This is a genomic window from Methanobrevibacter sp. UBA212 (genome assembly GCF_905233225.1).
Taxonomy (GTDB): Archaea; Methanobacteriota; Methanobacteria; order Methanobacteriales; family Methanobacteriaceae; genus Methanocatella.
This window is the reverse complement of record NZ_CAJODJ010000039.1, coordinates 1-15,119: the sequence shown is the minus strand read 5'-3', so window position 1 is coordinate 15,119 and position 15,119 is coordinate 1. Positions and strand designations below refer to the sequence as shown.

Below are 15,119 nucleotides of genomic sequence, written 5' to 3'. Positions count from 1 at the left end.
TACAATTATCAAATAAAGAAACAAAACTCAAAAATACAATTTACAACATCTATCGATCAACTCAGATTCAATAAAAAAGAGGATTTCTACAAAGCCAATAATATATTAAAAGTTCATTAAATATAAAATTATTTTATAAACCTTGTTGATTTGAAATTTTTTGATGAAAAAATACTAGTAAAATACATTTTAATCAAAACAAAAATTAACGCCATTACCTAAATTAATAGGACAAATTTAATTAAAAAAGAAAGGAATAAGATGAAGATTATCTTATTCTATTGTAAATGAATGCTCCAATTGTAATAATCACAAATGAAGCTATTATAATTACTGCATTTTCAATTACATTAATCAGGAAACTGCCGACTGATGCCAAGAAGGCTAAAATCGCTTGTATAAATGATATTATTTGATTGATCAAGTCCATAATGAAATCTATTAAGGCCTGCAGCAATCCTAAAAGTTCGGAGATAATTCCCATAATGAAATCTATTAATGTCTGCAGTAATCCTAAAAGTTGCTGTACCAGAGAGATAATTGCGGAGACAAGTCCCATAATGAAATCCACAATTTGGCCAATAAAGTTCATAAGCTGTTGAATGGCAGTTAATATAATGGCAAGTAATTTGAAAAGCCCATCAAGCCCTTCCCACAACGATTGAAGCAACTCTAAAAACTTTCCAATGGCATCAATCAAAGACTGAATTTCCGCCATAACATCTTCAAACAGCTTTGCCAGTTGTTCCAGAGCATTGATAATCATTAGAAAGTCATTGATTAATGAGTCGATAATCGGTTTCCAGGCATCAAAGAGTGAATTGGCAAGGGCAGCCAAATAATCATATAAGTCCTGCAGAAATGTGGAATTTGTTCCATTATCTGGCTGAGCAATAGCTGTGATGTTGGTTTTATTTGTTTTATTGGTAGTGTTTGTTGTATTTGTTAAATTAGTTTGATTTATGTGTTCCTCTTCAATGTTCTTAAATGATACTTTATATGCAAAATAATCTGATTCATTGCCGGATACTGATTTTAAAACTTCAAAATCGAAAACAGCTTCAGTATGGTTGTCTATTTTAACGGCCTCATGGTCGCCTACTTTTTCGTGTGAGGCCGCAACCGCTTCACCGACCTTGCCGCCGGCGGATCCTGTTTTTACCAAATCAGATATTATTTTTGCAATATCTCCTGTTGAATCCAGTTTGTAGCATTCTATTATCGCCAGCTTCAGTGCATTTGAATTGCTGGCCTTTGATGTAGAGACATGTTTGAATTTATCTCCTGAACTTGCAGGATGTTTTGAATAATCTAAAATAAATCCTCTAAATCCATCGCTAAATTTAATGTCATTTCCACTTCCTTTAGCTAAAATATAGTTCTTTTTGGATTTATCGTCCGTTTTATCCTTATCTTTTTTCTTGTTCTTGTCGTCTTTGTCTTTATCGCTCGTTTTGCCATGATCTGTCGTATCGTTATCATCATGGGTGACATTGTCATCATCATCTGTAGCATTGTTATCATCATGTGTGACGTTGTCCGCTACGACAATGCTTATAAAACAAAAGGAAATTACTATAATAAGAATCAATGTAACTATTTTTTTGTTCATATTATGCCTCTATACTAATATTTTATATTATTCATATATATTAAGATTATGCCAATTTCAGCGATTTGAAAAAAGACTGGAAAGTTTGTTCTGTTAATTAGGACTTATACTTTAAATTTTAAATACTATTATCTAAAGATATATATTTATCAAGCAGTTAAGTTATGTGATAAATATGAATTTACGTGAAATCATAATGGACGCTATTAAATATCCTATTAGCGATACTCGAAAATTTTTAATATTCTGTGTTTTAATTATTCTAATGAGCCTATCAACAGTTATTCCGTCATATGGCATTAAGGACGGAACCGTATCCATCATTTTAACCCTTGTGACTTTAATAGTCTCATTTATAGTTTTAGGATACTCAGTTGAGGTCATTAAAGGTGGAACTGAAGGTGAAGCTACACTTCCTGACTTTGATTATGTAAAACACTTTGTCATGGGCGTTAAAGCATTGATTTTAGAGATAATCTATTTCATCATACCTGCAATCCTTGTCATAATTGTCGCATCCGCAACAGGACTGTTTTCCTCATTCACTAAAATCGTATATATCAGCATTGATGCCATGGCCAATAACACAAGCAATTTGACCAAAATAATGGCTGCAGTTCCCCAATCAACAATGAACACATTCACCAATTCATTGACAATTACTTTAATTGTTGCAATTATCCTATTTATCATATTTTCATTGATGTCATTTACAGGACTAGTCAGATTTGCAAAAACAGGAAGCGGAACCGAAGGTCTGAGATTCAGGGAAATATTAAAGGACATGTCAAAAATCGGCTTTTTAAAAATTATAGTCACATTGATTGTAATTTATATAATTGCATTGGCTTTGTCATTTGTCATCGGACTGATAGGATTGATTCCATACATCGGCGTTTTCATAAGCATTTTTGTTGGAGTGCCGTTTATAATATTGTTTTTATACAGAGCTATCGGTTTATTGTATGCTGAGGCATGATAATTAAACCATTTTTTCTTTTTTTTAATTAAAATTGTCCTAATCAATATTCATTCAATGTACAACTTTCAATTCGGCAATTTCCATGTTTCATTTGTGGCATTCAATCAGACATCACTGATTCTGCTTATTTTACATATTGTCATGCTTATTATGACTGTTCTCATTATCGGCACAGGGATAAGATTAAAATTTAGAATTGGACTCCTAAAATCACATTAAACAATTAAATAATTTATAATATATCTTGTTAATTTTACATAATTATAAATAATCAAATCAATAAATATCAAATCATAACACATTTTTAAAAGAATAATGAGTACAACATAAACTATTAACGAAAGTGAAAAAATGAACAAAACATCCCAATGGAATTCAGTGTTTACATTCGTATTGGCCATGATAGGCCTGACTATAGGAATAGGCAATATCTGGCGATTTAGTTACGTGCTGTATTCCAATGGAGGCGGCTCATTTTTCGTACCTTATACCATCGCAATTTTAGTCATGGGAATTCCATTTTTAATTTTAGAGTATGGGTTGGGATTCAGTTTCAAGAAAAGTTTTTCCAATTTAATGCACAGCATTCGTCCGGAATTTGAAATTATAGCTTGGATGCTGGTTTTATTGGTGTTTATTGTTGTAATCTACTACATGATCATCTTAGGTTGGGACCTTGCATATCTGTTAAACAGTTTTAATTTCGGATGGGGAAATGACCCCGCCTCATTTTTTACAAACTATGTCGGGGGAAGTTCAAGCTCATCACTTACAACAATAATATTTCCTACGCTGATCTGTACATTAATATTATGGGGAGTCTTTTGGATAGTGTCCGTTAAGGATGTGGACAAGGGAATCGGTAAAATATCAACCGTATTGATTCCAATATTATTTACCATCATGATTTTTGTTTTCATTTATGCATTCACATTGCCTGGTTTTAATGTTGGAATAACCACATTGCTTACTCCAAACTGGTCGGCACTTTTAGACATACATGTTTGGCTTGCGGCCTTTGGACAAATAATATTCTCCTTAAGCATTGGTCAGGCAATGGTATATACATATGCAAGCTATCTGCCAAGAAATACAAAATTAACTGATGAAGTGCTGATTGTTGTCATTACAAACTCAATATATGAGATTTTCATAGCTTTTGGAGTATTTTCAATACTTGGGTATATGTCAATGCACTCTTCAATACCTATGAATGAACTAATCAGTCAGGGTACAGGACTAATATTTATTGTATTCCCACAGATATTCAATACAATGGGAATGATGGGACATGTTATTGCCCCATTACTGTTCCTATCCATATTGTTTGCAGGGCTGACATCTTCTTTTGCACTCTTTGAACCTTTGCTTTCATCTTTATGCGACAAGTTTGGATGGAGCAGGAAAAAAGGAGTTACAATTCTTACAATTGTTGCATGCATAGGCACAGTTATTTTTTCAACAGGAATAAGCAGTTATCTAGTTGAAATCGTGGACGGTTTTGTAAATAATTTTGGAATATTGATTCTGATTGGAGTTCAGGCCATAATATTCGGATGGTTCTATGGTGTTGAAAAGGTTATTCCTGTGCTTAATGAATTTTCAACTTTTAAGGTTGGAAAGACATGGGTTTTTACATTGAAATATTTATTGCCTATTATAATAATCGGGGTTTGGGTATTTGGAATTGCAGACCTGTTCCTTGATCAAAACCCGCTTGAATTGGCAGCGTATGCAATCATCACAATTATTGTTGTTGGGCTTTCAGTGGCATTTACAAAATTGAAGCCTAAAAATTCATGATGAAAATCATCACACAGAGGGAACATATTTTCACCTCACTTTCCAACAAGAAACGATTAATATAAGCTACAGTTACATTTATTCTTTTAATTTAATGTAAGAATTATTGCATTATCTTTAACATTATGCACATCAGCATGATTTTGAACTGGAACATCAATACCAAACAAAATTGAAATTAAATTTTATGCTTTTTTTGAGATTTATGCGTTGGTTTGAATGTATTAAAAATTAAAAAAATGTTATACATATCTTCTGAATATATATGCGAGAATCGATCCTGCAAGATTCTGCCAAACCGAATAGAGAGCTCCTGGAACCGTAGCCTGGGACAAATTCGGAAAATGAGTCTTTGCAAGGCTTGTAGATAATCCCGAATTTTGAAAAGCCAACTCGATTGCAACAGTTACAATCTGCTTTTTATCCATACCCGCCAGATAGCCAACTCCAAATCCGAGTATCATCGCAAGGAAATATTGTAAAACAATTACAATAATTATTATTGCTGAAGATGTCAATATTGCCTCTTTGTTGGCACCAATTACGCCTGCAACGATAAGACAAATCACAATTGATGAAACAGCAGGCAGATAATCCTTTAGCTTTTCACAGAAATCAGGGAATATGTAATTTAATATCAAACCCAAAACAATAGGAATGATTACGATTTCAATTATGGAAACGAACATGTCGACAGGATTGAAATGAATCTGATTTCCTATTAAAAGCAGAGTTATCCATGGAGTCAAAATCGGTGAAATCACAGTGGACACCGAGGTCAGGGAAACTGACAATGCCACATCCCCTTTTGAAAGAAATGTGATTACATCAGAGGCGGTCCCTCCGGGCACGGTTCCAACCAGGACAAGGCCAACCGTTAAAGCATCATCTAAACAAAAAATCTTTGCAATGGCTAATGCGATAAGGGGCATGATAATATATTGTGCGGAAATACCAACACCAATCTCTTTTGGATTTTTAAATACATTGATGAAGTCATCTGCCTTCAAAGTGGTTCCCATTGTAAAAAGAACTATACTTAAAAGCAAATTCAATACATTTATGCCATTATAGTTACTTAAAACCCATTGAAATGATTTAGGATAAACTAAAGAAACCGCAACGGCCAATATGATTATTATGAAATAATATTTTTCAATTAATTTAAAAATCCTTTTCATGATTAAGTATTAGATTTTAACTATTAAAAAAATTATCATTAATGATTAACCTGACACTACGGACACATTTCCCTCAAATGTGCATCCCTTATACTTGTCATGGCCTGCAAATGTAAAGTTACCATAGTAATTGTCTTTTCCGGCATTAGGCAGATATTGTGCATGATCTATTGTGAACTCGCCATTCTCATTTGTTGTGACATCAACAAGGGTCCCCATTTCATGACCTGGCTTGTGGAATGTTATTGTCTGGTTTGCCACACCCATACCGTAAGCGTCAACCAGCATTCCTGAAAATGAGCTGTTTTCAGCAACTTCAGTTTCGTTAATCATTATGAATGTTGCCACATCATTGTTGAATTGAAACCAGAACACTCCAATGCAGATTACAAAAGCAACCAACAATATTATCAGATAATAGCTTTTCATTTCCATTTAATCACCATGATAATATATTTGAAAAACAATAAAATAAAGTTTACTTAAACTTTGACTGGACCTTTTCGCTTTCAAGTTCCCTGATTGCACCACGGGCAACCCATTTGCTTGCCTTATTGTCAATTTCCAGTATTTCATAAGCAAGATCCAAAGCTTTTCGGTTGTTTTCCAAATCAATCTTTCCGATTTGCCTTATTGCCCAGTTGATCGATTTTTTAACGAAATTGCGATTGTCCTTAGATGCCTCTTTAATCACGTCAAAATATATTTCAAAATCAGATTCCTTTTCATGGACTGCCAAAACGGCTATCAGGCTAAATGCCGTCCTTTTGACAAACTCCTCATCGGAATCACACCAGATGAAAATGTTTTCACGTGCTTCGGGAATGAATCTCAACAGATTAATGCATGCCTGGTCTACCAGGTCCCATGAATAGAACGTATTGACCCAATCGTTCAATTGTTCGGAGGATACCTTTTCGCTCTCCTCCACTAATGTAGCCATCAAATAAGTCTCATGATATCCATGATCCCAAAGTTTCAATGCCAAATCATGGTTTTTTCCGCATTGCTTGGCGACTTTTCTAATCTGGGGAAGCCTCAATCCATAGCTTTTGACATACCGAATGCCAAATTTTTTCATGTTTTGTGCAAAATCAACATCGGACAATCTTTCAAATTCCCGAATGATTTGGTCAAATTCCATTTCAATCATTTGAAATTGCTTCACGGACCTTGTCAACTGCAATCTGTTTTTTTGCGGGATATGCGGCAATCTTTACCTTGAGATGAATTGCATCGCCCTTATCCAAAATAGTCCAGATTTCATCAAGAGCGTCTTTTTTATCGAATCTTAAAAACCAGTTACCCTTTTCATCGATCTTGCGCTCTAAATCATCATTCAGTTTTTCCAAATCAGTCCACTCTATGAGTGTGTTAAAAAAAGTCTTTGTGTATCTCTTTTTGGATACGACACCAGACAAGATTATAATCTTATCTTCAAGTAATCCTTCAGCTTCCTCCGCTTCGATTTCAGCTTCAGGCAAAATATTTAAAATAGCTTGAGAAATTTCATCGACGCTTTCATTTTCATAAACGAAAGCCCTGAATTTAATATTATGAATCATTTGAATCAAAAAAGGAAAAGAAGAATTATAATTTTCTTCTTCTAGCTTGTTCAGAGCCTTTTCCTTTAGATTTGATTCCACGTCCTTTGTTACCAGCACTAGTTAAGCCTCTGAGAGCTCTGTTAGTGTGTTTTTTGGAGCAAATCCAATTGATTTTTTTATCGTTAACGATAGAAGGACTAAGTGGATCTACTAAAATTACTTCGTAATATTTATGTTTTCCTGTAGACCATACCCAGTAGGAGTTCAATACTTCTAAGTTAGGGTATTTTTTAGCTACACGTTCTTCAGCAATTCTTTGAATGGATTTTGCTTGGGTAATTTTGTTTACACCCATTCTTTTAGGTTTACGACCATTGAAACGACGGGTTTTTCTTCTTCCACCACGTCTTACTCTGGTTCTTACTAAAACGAAACCTTTTTTAGCTCTGTAACCTAAACTTCTAGCTCTGTCGAGTCTGGTAGGTCTTTCAATTCTTTGAACTGCTTTTTGCTTTCTCCATTTAGGAGCTCTTTCCCACATGAGTTCACGTACGTAGGACTCATCCGGGTTTTTCCATGCGTCTCTAATATATTTATACATAAATTAACACCTTTTTGTTCAGCCACGAAGGCCACATCCATATGGGAACTTATCCCAAAAAAAGTAATTAATACTGCTAAAAAATAACAGTAATAAACTATTTGTTTTATGTATTTATAAATGTATCGTAAAAATAGATTATTCAAAGAGAAAAATTAGGAAATATTTTAAAAGGAAGATGAGCCGGAAGTGAAATCCTGCCTTGTTAATCATGAATCTATTCTCTTTTATAAACTGCGTAAGCGCCTAAAACAGCACCAACCGCAAATAATGCTAAAATTGGGTTACCTGTTTCTAACATTTTATGGGAGGAAGTTGCATTAGCAGTCATGTTTTGTGCTACTGTATCAGCAGTTTCATTTACAGGTGCGTCAGCAGTTGTATTTGCTGGTTCTCCTGCAGCATGTTCTGAAGTTTCATTGTATTGGCTGCCAGCATAACCACCTTGATCATCTACATCGTATTGGCTGCCAGCATATCCGCCTTGATCATCCTGATTGTATTGGCTACCGGCCCAACCTCCATTGTCATCAGCCTGACCAACTACATCATTTCCACTGCCTCCATCCACATCGGCCTGACCAACTACATCATTTCCACTGCCTCCATCCACATCAGCTGCACAAACTGTGGCAGCAGATGCAATTACACAAAATACAAGTAAAGCTAATAATTTTTTTGAAATATCCATGATATCACCCATTAATAGTTTGATAGGTGCAGTGTTAATCACATTAACACTTCTGGGCACAGGTAATTGTATGAACAATACCATATATAAATGTTTTCGAATGTAAGTACTCACTTGCATCTTAAAATTGATAAAAAAAGAATAAATATTGTTATTTTATGAAATAAAGAAATTTAAAATAAAATAAGGTAAAAAAAATGAGTTATAAAGAAAAAAAATAAAAAAAATTAACCCGATACCATCACAAGCTCACCGGTAGTCGGGTCCTGATATACCTTTCCAACTTCGCTGTATCCGCTGTCTTCAAGCCCTCCGGCATCAGAATAGTTCTGTGTAAACGTATCTGCTGTTGAAACGTCCTGGGTAGATTGTGATTGAGTAATCATATCGGGATTTGCAGACAGTGCCATTATTGCAAAAATCAAAAATCCCAATGCCAGAACAAGCATTGCATCCGAAAGGTTGTTTAACCCTCCCATAGGGTCGTCATCAACAGAATCTGAAATTCTTCTTCTTTTCCTAAGCATAATATCACCATTTGTTTATGGTTTCAAGTTCCGCTTCAGCAACGGTTTCCATATCAATCAGCTCTGTTTCATACCACTGCTTTTTGTATTTTGAAACGAAAAATGCAACGGCACCTGCAGACAATCCGGTAACTGTTGTATCGAAAGCTATGGTCAGGGACTGTGCAAGTGTTGCAATGTCTCCGGTACCAAGAGCAGCCAGACCTGGGCCCAATGGAATTAATGTACCTAAAAGACCCAATATAGGACCTACACGCACAATAATGTCTGTCTTGTTGGTCTTTTTAATAAGCCTTGTTTCCTCTGCTGAAATCAGTTCGCTTGCAAGAGCCTTTCTGGCCTCCGGTCCGATATCATGATTATCTGCAATCCTTGTCAGGACCTCCTTTTGATAATCGAACAGATTGCTGTTTTTGATTTCCTCTTTCATTTGGCCGACATTGGCTGAAAATGAAACTCGTCTTACCAAATCCTCCAAATCCTTTGATGTGATTGGTTTTCTTGAAATATATTCATTAATCAAACCTCCAAAAGCAAGAATGACGATGACCACAACAATTATGATTAAAATCACAACAGGTGTCAGCAGGCTTTCGGAAATTATATGAATCAATGATGTTAACGTTTCGGTTCCCTGAAGTATCATGAATTTCCCCCTTTTCCATCATTTATAAGTACGCCTACAACCAGAACAACAATAATTCCTATTATAACATAGATCAGCTGGTATGTTGGAGTCAAAATCAAAAATGAGCTGAACATTGTGTAATCTAGATTTAAAGTGGAATTATAGGTCAATGCGAAAATAAACATCAGTACCGCAAACAGGGACATGTATTCCCCTACAATTACGGGATATTTCCTTTTTGCATGATGCAATAATTTTGTAAGCTGATAAACAATAAATAACACAATAAAAACTAATAAAGAATACAATAACATAGTGAAAATGTCCATAGACGCTTGAGATGCAAATAAGACCATTGAAATTAAGAATGCAATTAGCATTACATACAATGATGCCTTAAAGTTACCTTTTTTCACGTAATATATCATTGAAACAACGATTATTGCGGCAATTATCAGAAAAATGTAACTGAAATTATCCAAAAGGAATGCCAATTGTGCATTCAGATAGCCTGAGACATATATCAGCAAAAAAGAGATGACAAGAGATATTACTGAAACAAATATCAATTTAACGTTATTGAACTTATAGTTACCAAGCATTAAAGCAATGTTGGCCGTGAACAATACCAACAGCAATAACAGATATCCTCCAATCAAATCCATTTTTTAACCTTATCCATATTCTTTATCTAATTAAATATTAAACAACATGAATATATAAACATATCGTAATGAATAATTTAAAAATAATTTAATGAGCCATATATATTTAATTTAGATAAATAACAGATTAAAATCAGTTTAAATTAAATTAAAGAAAAAATTTTGATTAAAAATAAAAAAAATAAAAAAATAACGATGAATAAAAATGTCAAAGTTATTCTTCAATTATTTCGTAATAAGACCCTTCAGCACAGGATTTGCAGACCGGTTTTCCACCTATCAACTTATGCCTGCCATCAGATACCTTTTCACCGCAAACTGAACAGAATGCAGTGGTATAAGGTTTTCCAGGCATGTCTCCAGGACCCAATTCTATTCTTACCTTGTCGACTTTGAATAATTCTTCAGGTGGAGTCCTTCTGAAACGTGCAATCATTTCCTCCTTGGTTTCCTCATCCTTGAATTTTTTGTTTGCATCGGCATCTGTTATTCTTAAGGCCTCTCCAGTGTCCTGGTTGTAGAATGTTGCTGCGAACTTGCCGTAATACATTTGCTTCAAGGTCCTTTTGCCCATTGAACATCCTGTAACTGACTGAACTGCATCAGACATGCATCTGTCTATTTCCAAAAATACTATTAGATTCTTATGCCTTTCATTTAAAGGCATTCCAAGCAGTTCTAATCCATACATAGCCAGTTTTGTTCCGATAGCAATTCCCCCACAGACATGACCATGGAAATTGGCCGCCTTTGTCAATTGTTCATCATAGTCTTGTTCATTCATAATATCACCTTATAAATCTAGTTTTAAATTTGTTTTCATTGGTACACAAACTTTTCGTTTATTGTCCAATTCAATAAGTTTTACATCAATCGAATAAGCTTTACGTAAATTCTCTTCCGTTACAACACTTTCAGGAGTTCCAAAATCAATGAATTTCCTATCCTTCATTATGGCAACTTTCGTTGAGCTTAAGAATGCATGATCCGGAAAGTGGGAAGACATTATAATAGACAATCCTGATTTGGCCAGATTGTCAATGATTTCCAATAATTTGATTTGATTTCCAAAGTCCAGGTGTGATGTCGGCTCATCCAGTATCAATATGTCCGGCTTCTGGCACAGCACCCTTGCAAGGAACACAAGCTGTCTTTCCCCACCGCTCAAATTGGTATATTCCTTATCCTTCAAATCTTCAATTCCTAGAGTCTTTAAGGCATCAAGAGCGATTTTTTTGTCCTCCGCCTTAGGAGAATCGGTTAAATTGAGATAAGGTGCCCTTCCCATCAAAACTACATCGAATACCTTGAATGGAAATGACGGAACATGAGCCTGTGGAATATAACCTATATGCTTTGAAATCTGTTTAAATGACAATTTTTTGATGTTTTCACCATTGATGAGAATTTCTCCGGAATTTATGTCATGAAGACCATTTAGGCATTTTATCAGCGTGGTTTTTCCAGTTCCATTTGGCCCCAGAATACATAATACATCCCCCTTTTGGATGGAAAAGCTGATATCTGAAAATATTTCCTCACCGTCATAGTCAAATGAAATATTTTTCACTTGAAACAAACTGTTATCTACGCCCATTCTGAATAACCTCTCTTAAGCAAGTATAGGAAAATCGGAACACCAATTATTGCTGTAAGTATTCCTATCGGAATTTCAATGGAAATTACTGCACGGGATATGTTATCAATCAAAAGCAAAAAGCTGGCACCTAAGCTCAGGGATGCTGGAAGCAGTATCCTATTGTCAGGTCCTACAATCATACGGGCCATATGGGGAATAATCAAACCAATCCAGCCGACTATTCCACTTATGGAAACCGCAGCGGAAGTCAATAATGTACAACCTGCAATAATCAGCAGCCTTAATCTTGAAGGGTTTAAACCTAATGACTGCGCCTCTTCATCTCCCATAGCAAGCAGGTTCATATGCCATCTCAAAGCGAGCAATACCACAAGCCCGATTATCACAGGTATTAAAATCATGATCAGCTTATCGGCATTGATGGAAGCAAGTGACCCCATCAGCCAATAGACGATTTCAGGCAGTTTATCGTCAGGGTCTGCAATGAACTTAATGGCTGAAATCAGTGCATTGAAAAATGCCGATATTGCAACTCCTGACAATACAAGAACAAGTATTCCTCCTGCCTTATAGGTTTTTGATATTAAATAAGTGGCTGAAACTGATATCAAACCAAAAATGAAAGCAAATATCTGGGTTATGATATTGGCACCACTGATTAGAATGGCAAGAGCAGCTCCAAAGCCCGCACCGTTGGACACACCCAAAAGGTCAGAGGACACAAGAGGGTTTTTGAATATTGACTGAAATGCCGCCCCAGAAATTGCAAGGCAAGCGCCAACTACAATCGCCCCAATGATTCTTGGAAGCCTTATTTCAAATACGATTGTGGTTATTGTGGGATTTACCTCCAATTGCGGAAAAATAGGGCACAATATTGTATTGACCACATCAATCGGACTGATCGGATATCTTCCAAGCAGGAATGAAGCGAAAAATAAAACTATTGGAAAAAAGATTAAAAGTAGAATACTTATAATCTCTTTTGTCTCTTTATCCATACATATCACTATAGATTTGATTCCTTAAGTCCTGAATCCAATAGAATTTGTTTTGCCTGATCATCACTCAAATCATAATGATAGAAATTGCCGTAGAAGTCCTTGGTTGCATCGACCATGTTGATATCCTTATAGTCATCAGGATAAAGTATCTTTGCAGTCCATGGAACGCCGATAATCATGTTTGCCCCAACCGGCCTGTCGAACCATTTGAATGGAGATTGCGGAGACAGGTAAACTTCTTTGTTCTTGACTGCATCAAGTTTTCCCCAATTGGAGTCTGAATATACCTTTGAATAGAACTCCGGATCGTTTGTAACGATTTTGTCAGGGTTCCAGCTCATAACCTGTTCAATAGATACCTGAACACCATTAGTGGTGTTTCCCTGTGCAACTGAATCGGCCACGTTTGTTCCTCCAACCAAATCAATCAATTGGCCGTGAGTTGAATGTGAAGGAGTTGTCTGGAGTCCGTCATCACCTTGAGCATAATAAACCTTGACTTTCTTTGAATCTGACAGTTTAGATGACCTGTCATGTACAATATCCAAGTATTTCTGGTTGAAATCATTCAATTGCTTTGCCTTGTCCTGGGCTCCTACAATTTCGCCCATAAATGTAATGGATTCGCCGACCTTTTCGACATTTGTAGTGTCCTTAACTGCAATAACAGGTATTTTTCCGAACTTTTCCTGCCTTTCTTTGACTGTTGATGCATCACCGTCACCGCCCTCATCAATGGATTCTATGACAATGTCCGGCTCTGAAGCGATGAATTCCTCATAGCTGCCGTCCTGTGTTCCGTACCATCCGCCTACAACCGGATAGTTTTGATATTGACTTGGAACATATTTCATTTCGTCATCTGTCCATTGGAAGTTTACAGCCTTTACTTTGTCAGGTGCAATCATGTACAACACTGTAGTCATCGGAGGACTTGTTGCGACAACATTTCTGACCGAAGCAGGGATTTCCATATCTCTTCCAATCATATCTGTCACATTTTTAGAACCTGCAGTTTCAACGGTCGAAGGTGTTAAGAACATGTGAGTAGCGACTCCCGCTACCGCCAAAACAACCACTAATAGCAATATTACTTTAATTTTCTTTTCCATATATTAAACCCCAAAATATAGTTATCGATAAGAATATATATTCATGAAGTTATTTAATAAGTTTTCTAAAATATCGAAAGTATTTATATACTAATTTGTTTAATTATATAAATTAAAAAAAATAGTTTGAAAGATAATTATATGAAATAAAAATAGATTATAAATTAAAAAATGGATTTTAAAAGAAAAATATCGTTATAAAATTATTTACAATAACCTTTTCATAGCTTCTTCAAATTTATATGCGATTACTTCGAGCCATAGGATTTTACATATTGACAGGCATTGCCTGCAATCTCATCATACCCTCCCCCATCCAAAATCCATTGGACACTACCCAAAATTTCAGAAGATTCCTGATATACCCTAACTGTAAAAAACAGAGTTGCATAGTCCAGTTCCCTGGTTTGATGGTCATTCTGCCACCTTCCAGAAGAAATGCTGCCGGTGAGGATTTATCTCCAGCTAATCAAACTGGGAACAACTGAAATATTTAGGGAGCAATATTTATTAAAAATTAAATATATAACTTTCTTCATGAAAATGCCCGAAACCTTAGATTCCAAATTATTGGCTCCCTGCGGGATTAACTGCATCAGTTGCGAGAGATATCAAAATCCGTGTGCAGGCTGTTTGATTAGTGATGACGGTAAAAATAAGGCCAGTCTGAAGTGCAAGATTAAAGTCTGCTTTGACAAAAAGAATTTCAGCTATTGCGGACGCTGCAGTGAGTTTCCATGCCCATTGCTTAAGAAACACTCCAAAAAATATGTCAAAAGGCACAATCTGAATACCTTGGAGAGTGCCAAAAGGATCAAGACCATGGGCATCGGACGCATGATGGCGGAGGACCGTGAAAAGTGGACATGTCCCGAATGTGGAGGCATTGTGAAATTCCAGACTGGAACCTGTTCAGAGTGCGGATTTCAAAATGATTAAATGAATTTTTTGATTAATCATTTATATATTAAATTCAACAACTATTGATTTAATCAATACATTTGTTAATTTAAGAAAACTTATTTTGAAAAAGAGCTTTAAGAAATTGGTACAGTTATATTAAAAAAGAGGGTGGGACACGAACTCACTAATTTTTAAATTTTTTTTATTTATTTTTCCTTTAATTTTATATACTATGAAGTACAATCTATTATTATAGATATAAA

General features: G+C 35.4%; 18 protein-coding genes. 4 read left to right on the top strand and 14 right to left on the bottom strand.

Going from position 1 to position 15,119, the window contains the following annotated elements; genetic code table 11:
* Positions 1-268 precede the first annotated feature (268 nt).
* Entirely contained in the window at positions 269-1,612 is a 1,344-nt protein-coding gene (locus QZ138_RS09435; protein WP_292888795.1) for a hypothetical protein, read from the bottom strand.
* Between the two features lie 175 nt (positions 1,613-1,787).
* Here QZ138_RS09435 and QZ138_RS09430 point away from each other — a divergent pair, with 175 nt between their 5' ends.
* Positions 1,788-2,591: a DUF4013 domain-containing protein gene (locus tag QZ138_RS09430; RefSeq protein ID WP_292888794.1), complete on the top strand. Its 804-nt coding sequence runs from the start codon at positions 1,788-1,790 to the stop codon at positions 2,589-2,591.
* A gap of 354 nt (positions 2,592-2,945) precedes the next feature.
* Positions 2,946-4,397 carry a sodium-dependent transporter gene (locus tag QZ138_RS09425; protein WP_292888793.1) on the top strand — a complete coding sequence of 484 codons (1,452 nt, stop codon included), beginning with the start codon at positions 2,946-2,948 and terminating at the stop codon, positions 4,395-4,397.
* 242 nt (positions 4,398-4,639) lie between these two features.
* On the opposite strand, the gene QZ138_RS09420 is transcribed toward QZ138_RS09425, so the two are convergent.
* The 13 genes from QZ138_RS09420 to QZ138_RS09360 form a co-directional block, all read right to left on the bottom strand.
* On the bottom strand, positions 4,640-5,578 hold the full coding sequence (locus QZ138_RS09420; protein ID WP_292888792.1) for a bile acid:sodium symporter family protein: 939 nt from the start codon (positions 5,576-5,578) through the stop codon (positions 4,640-4,642).
* Positions 5,579-5,623: 45 nt separating this feature from the next.
* Positions 5,624-6,013, bottom strand: coding sequence for an Ig-like domain-containing protein (locus tag QZ138_RS09415; protein ID WP_292888791.1), 390 nt, complete (start codon positions 6,011-6,013; stop codon positions 5,624-5,626).
* A gap of 43 nt (positions 6,014-6,056) precedes the next feature.
* Entirely contained in the window at positions 6,057-6,731 is a 675-nt protein-coding gene (locus tag QZ138_RS09410) for a DNA alkylation repair protein (protein WP_292888790.1), read from the bottom strand.
* Positions 6,724-7,143: an RNA-binding protein gene (locus QZ138_RS09405; protein ID WP_292888789.1), complete on the bottom strand. Its 420-nt coding sequence runs from the start codon at positions 7,141-7,143 to the stop codon at positions 6,724-6,726. Before QZ138_RS09405 ends, QZ138_RS09410 begins: the two co-directional genes overlap by 8 nt.
* A gap of 25 nt (positions 7,144-7,168) precedes the next feature.
* Positions 7,169-7,726 carry a 50S ribosomal protein L15e gene (locus QZ138_RS09400; RefSeq protein WP_292603916.1) on the bottom strand — a complete coding sequence of 186 codons (558 nt, stop codon included), beginning with the start codon at positions 7,724-7,726 and terminating at the stop codon, positions 7,169-7,171.
* A 217-nt stretch (positions 7,727-7,943) separates the two neighbouring features.
* Complete coding sequence (locus QZ138_RS09395; RefSeq protein WP_292888788.1) at positions 7,944-8,477, bottom strand: hypothetical protein; 534 nt, start codon at positions 8,475-8,477, stop codon at positions 7,944-7,946.
* A gap of 167 nt (positions 8,478-8,644) precedes the next feature.
* Complete coding sequence (locus QZ138_RS09390; protein ID WP_292888787.1) at positions 8,645-8,944, bottom strand: DUF2149 domain-containing protein; 300 nt, start codon at positions 8,942-8,944, stop codon at positions 8,645-8,647.
* Positions 8,945-8,948: 4 nt separating this feature from the next.
* A complete protein-coding gene (locus tag QZ138_RS09385; protein ID WP_292888786.1) occupies positions 8,949-9,590 on the bottom strand; it encodes a MotA/TolQ/ExbB proton channel family protein in 642 nt (213 codons plus the stop codon).
* A complete protein-coding gene (locus QZ138_RS09380) occupies positions 9,587-10,237 on the bottom strand; it encodes a peptide ABC transporter permease (RefSeq protein ID WP_292888785.1) in 651 nt (216 codons plus the stop codon). The genes QZ138_RS09385 and QZ138_RS09380 overlap by 4 nt, the downstream gene beginning before the upstream one ends.
* Before the next feature lie 214 nt (positions 10,238-10,451).
* Complete coding sequence (locus QZ138_RS09375; RefSeq protein ID WP_292888796.1) at positions 10,452-11,024, bottom strand: FmdE family protein; 573 nt, start codon at positions 11,022-11,024, stop codon at positions 10,452-10,454.
* A 6-nt stretch (positions 11,025-11,030) separates the two neighbouring features.
* On the bottom strand, positions 11,031-11,834 hold the full coding sequence (locus QZ138_RS09370; protein WP_292888784.1) for an ABC transporter ATP-binding protein: 804 nt from the start codon (positions 11,832-11,834) through the stop codon (positions 11,031-11,033).
* Positions 11,825-12,838: an iron ABC transporter permease gene (locus tag QZ138_RS09365; protein WP_292888783.1), complete on the bottom strand. Its 1,014-nt coding sequence runs from the start codon at positions 12,836-12,838 to the stop codon at positions 11,825-11,827. The genes QZ138_RS09370 and QZ138_RS09365 overlap by 10 nt, the downstream gene beginning before the upstream one ends.
* Before the next feature lie 8 nt (positions 12,839-12,846).
* Positions 12,847-13,953 carry an ABC transporter substrate-binding protein gene (locus QZ138_RS09360; RefSeq protein ID WP_292888782.1) on the bottom strand — a complete coding sequence of 369 codons (1,107 nt, stop codon included), beginning with the start codon at positions 13,951-13,953 and terminating at the stop codon, positions 12,847-12,849.
* A 242-nt stretch (positions 13,954-14,195) separates the two neighbouring features.
* Here QZ138_RS09360 and QZ138_RS09355 point away from each other — a divergent pair, with 242 nt between their 5' ends.
* Both QZ138_RS09355 and QZ138_RS09350 read left to right on the top strand, forming a co-directional pair.
* Positions 14,196-14,441 carry a hypothetical protein gene (locus QZ138_RS09355; RefSeq protein ID WP_292888781.1) on the top strand — a complete coding sequence of 82 codons (246 nt, stop codon included), beginning with the start codon at positions 14,196-14,198 and terminating at the stop codon, positions 14,439-14,441.
* A 49-nt stretch (positions 14,442-14,490) separates the two neighbouring features.
* Positions 14,491-14,892 (top strand): DUF3795 domain-containing protein, encoded by a 402-nt coding sequence (locus QZ138_RS09350; protein ID WP_292888780.1) that lies wholly within the window; start codon positions 14,491-14,493, stop codon positions 14,890-14,892.
* Positions 14,893-15,119: the final 227 nt, after the last annotated feature.

Bases quoted from the DNA above. Each gene is read 5' to 3' on its own strand.
- QZ138_RS09435 (WP_292888795.1), bottom strand. From the start codon at position 1,612: ATGAACAAAAAAATAGTTACATTGATTCTTATTATAGTAATTTCCTTT.
- QZ138_RS09430 (WP_292888794.1), top strand. From the start codon at position 1,788: ATGAATTTACGTGAAATCATAATGGACGCTATTAAATATCCTATTAGC.
- QZ138_RS09425 (WP_292888793.1), top strand. From the start codon at position 2,946: ATGAACAAAACATCCCAATGGAATTCAGTGTTTACATTCGTATTGGCC.
- QZ138_RS09420 (WP_292888792.1), bottom strand. From the start codon at position 5,578: ATGAAAAGGATTTTTAAATTAATTGAAAAATATTATTTCATAATAATC.
- QZ138_RS09415 (WP_292888791.1), bottom strand. From the start codon at position 6,013: ATGGAAATGAAAAGCTATTATCTGATAATATTGTTGGTTGCTTTTGTA.
- QZ138_RS09410 (WP_292888790.1), bottom strand. From the start codon at position 6,731: ATGATTGAAATGGAATTTGACCAAATCATTCGGGAATTTGAAAGATTG.
- QZ138_RS09405 (WP_292888789.1), bottom strand. From the start codon at position 7,143: ATGATTCATAATATTAAATTCAGGGCTTTCGTTTATGAAAATGAAAGC.
- QZ138_RS09400 (WP_292603916.1), bottom strand. From the start codon at position 7,726: ATGTATAAATATATTAGAGACGCATGGAAAAACCCGGATGAGTCCTAC.
- QZ138_RS09390 (WP_292888787.1), bottom strand. From the start codon at position 8,944: ATGCTTAGGAAAAGAAGAAGAATTTCAGATTCTGTTGATGACGACCCT.
- QZ138_RS09385 (WP_292888786.1), bottom strand. From the start codon at position 9,590: ATGATACTTCAGGGAACCGAAACGTTAACATCATTGATTCATATAATT.
- QZ138_RS09380 (WP_292888785.1), bottom strand. From the start codon at position 10,237: ATGGATTTGATTGGAGGATATCTGTTATTGCTGTTGGTATTGTTCACG.
- QZ138_RS09370 (WP_292888784.1), bottom strand. From the start codon at position 11,834: ATGGGCGTAGATAACAGTTTGTTTCAAGTGAAAAATATTTCATTTGAC.
- QZ138_RS09365 (WP_292888783.1), bottom strand. From the start codon at position 12,838: ATGGATAAAGAGACAAAAGAGATTATAAGTATTCTACTTTTAATCTTT.
- QZ138_RS09360 (WP_292888782.1), bottom strand. From the start codon at position 13,953: ATGGAAAAGAAAATTAAAGTAATATTGCTATTAGTGGTTGTTTTGGCG.
- QZ138_RS09355 (WP_292888781.1), top strand. From the start codon at position 14,196: ATGCGATTACTTCGAGCCATAGGATTTTACATATTGACAGGCATTGCC.
- QZ138_RS09350 (WP_292888780.1), top strand. From the start codon at position 14,491: ATGAAAATGCCCGAAACCTTAGATTCCAAATTATTGGCTCCCTGCGGG.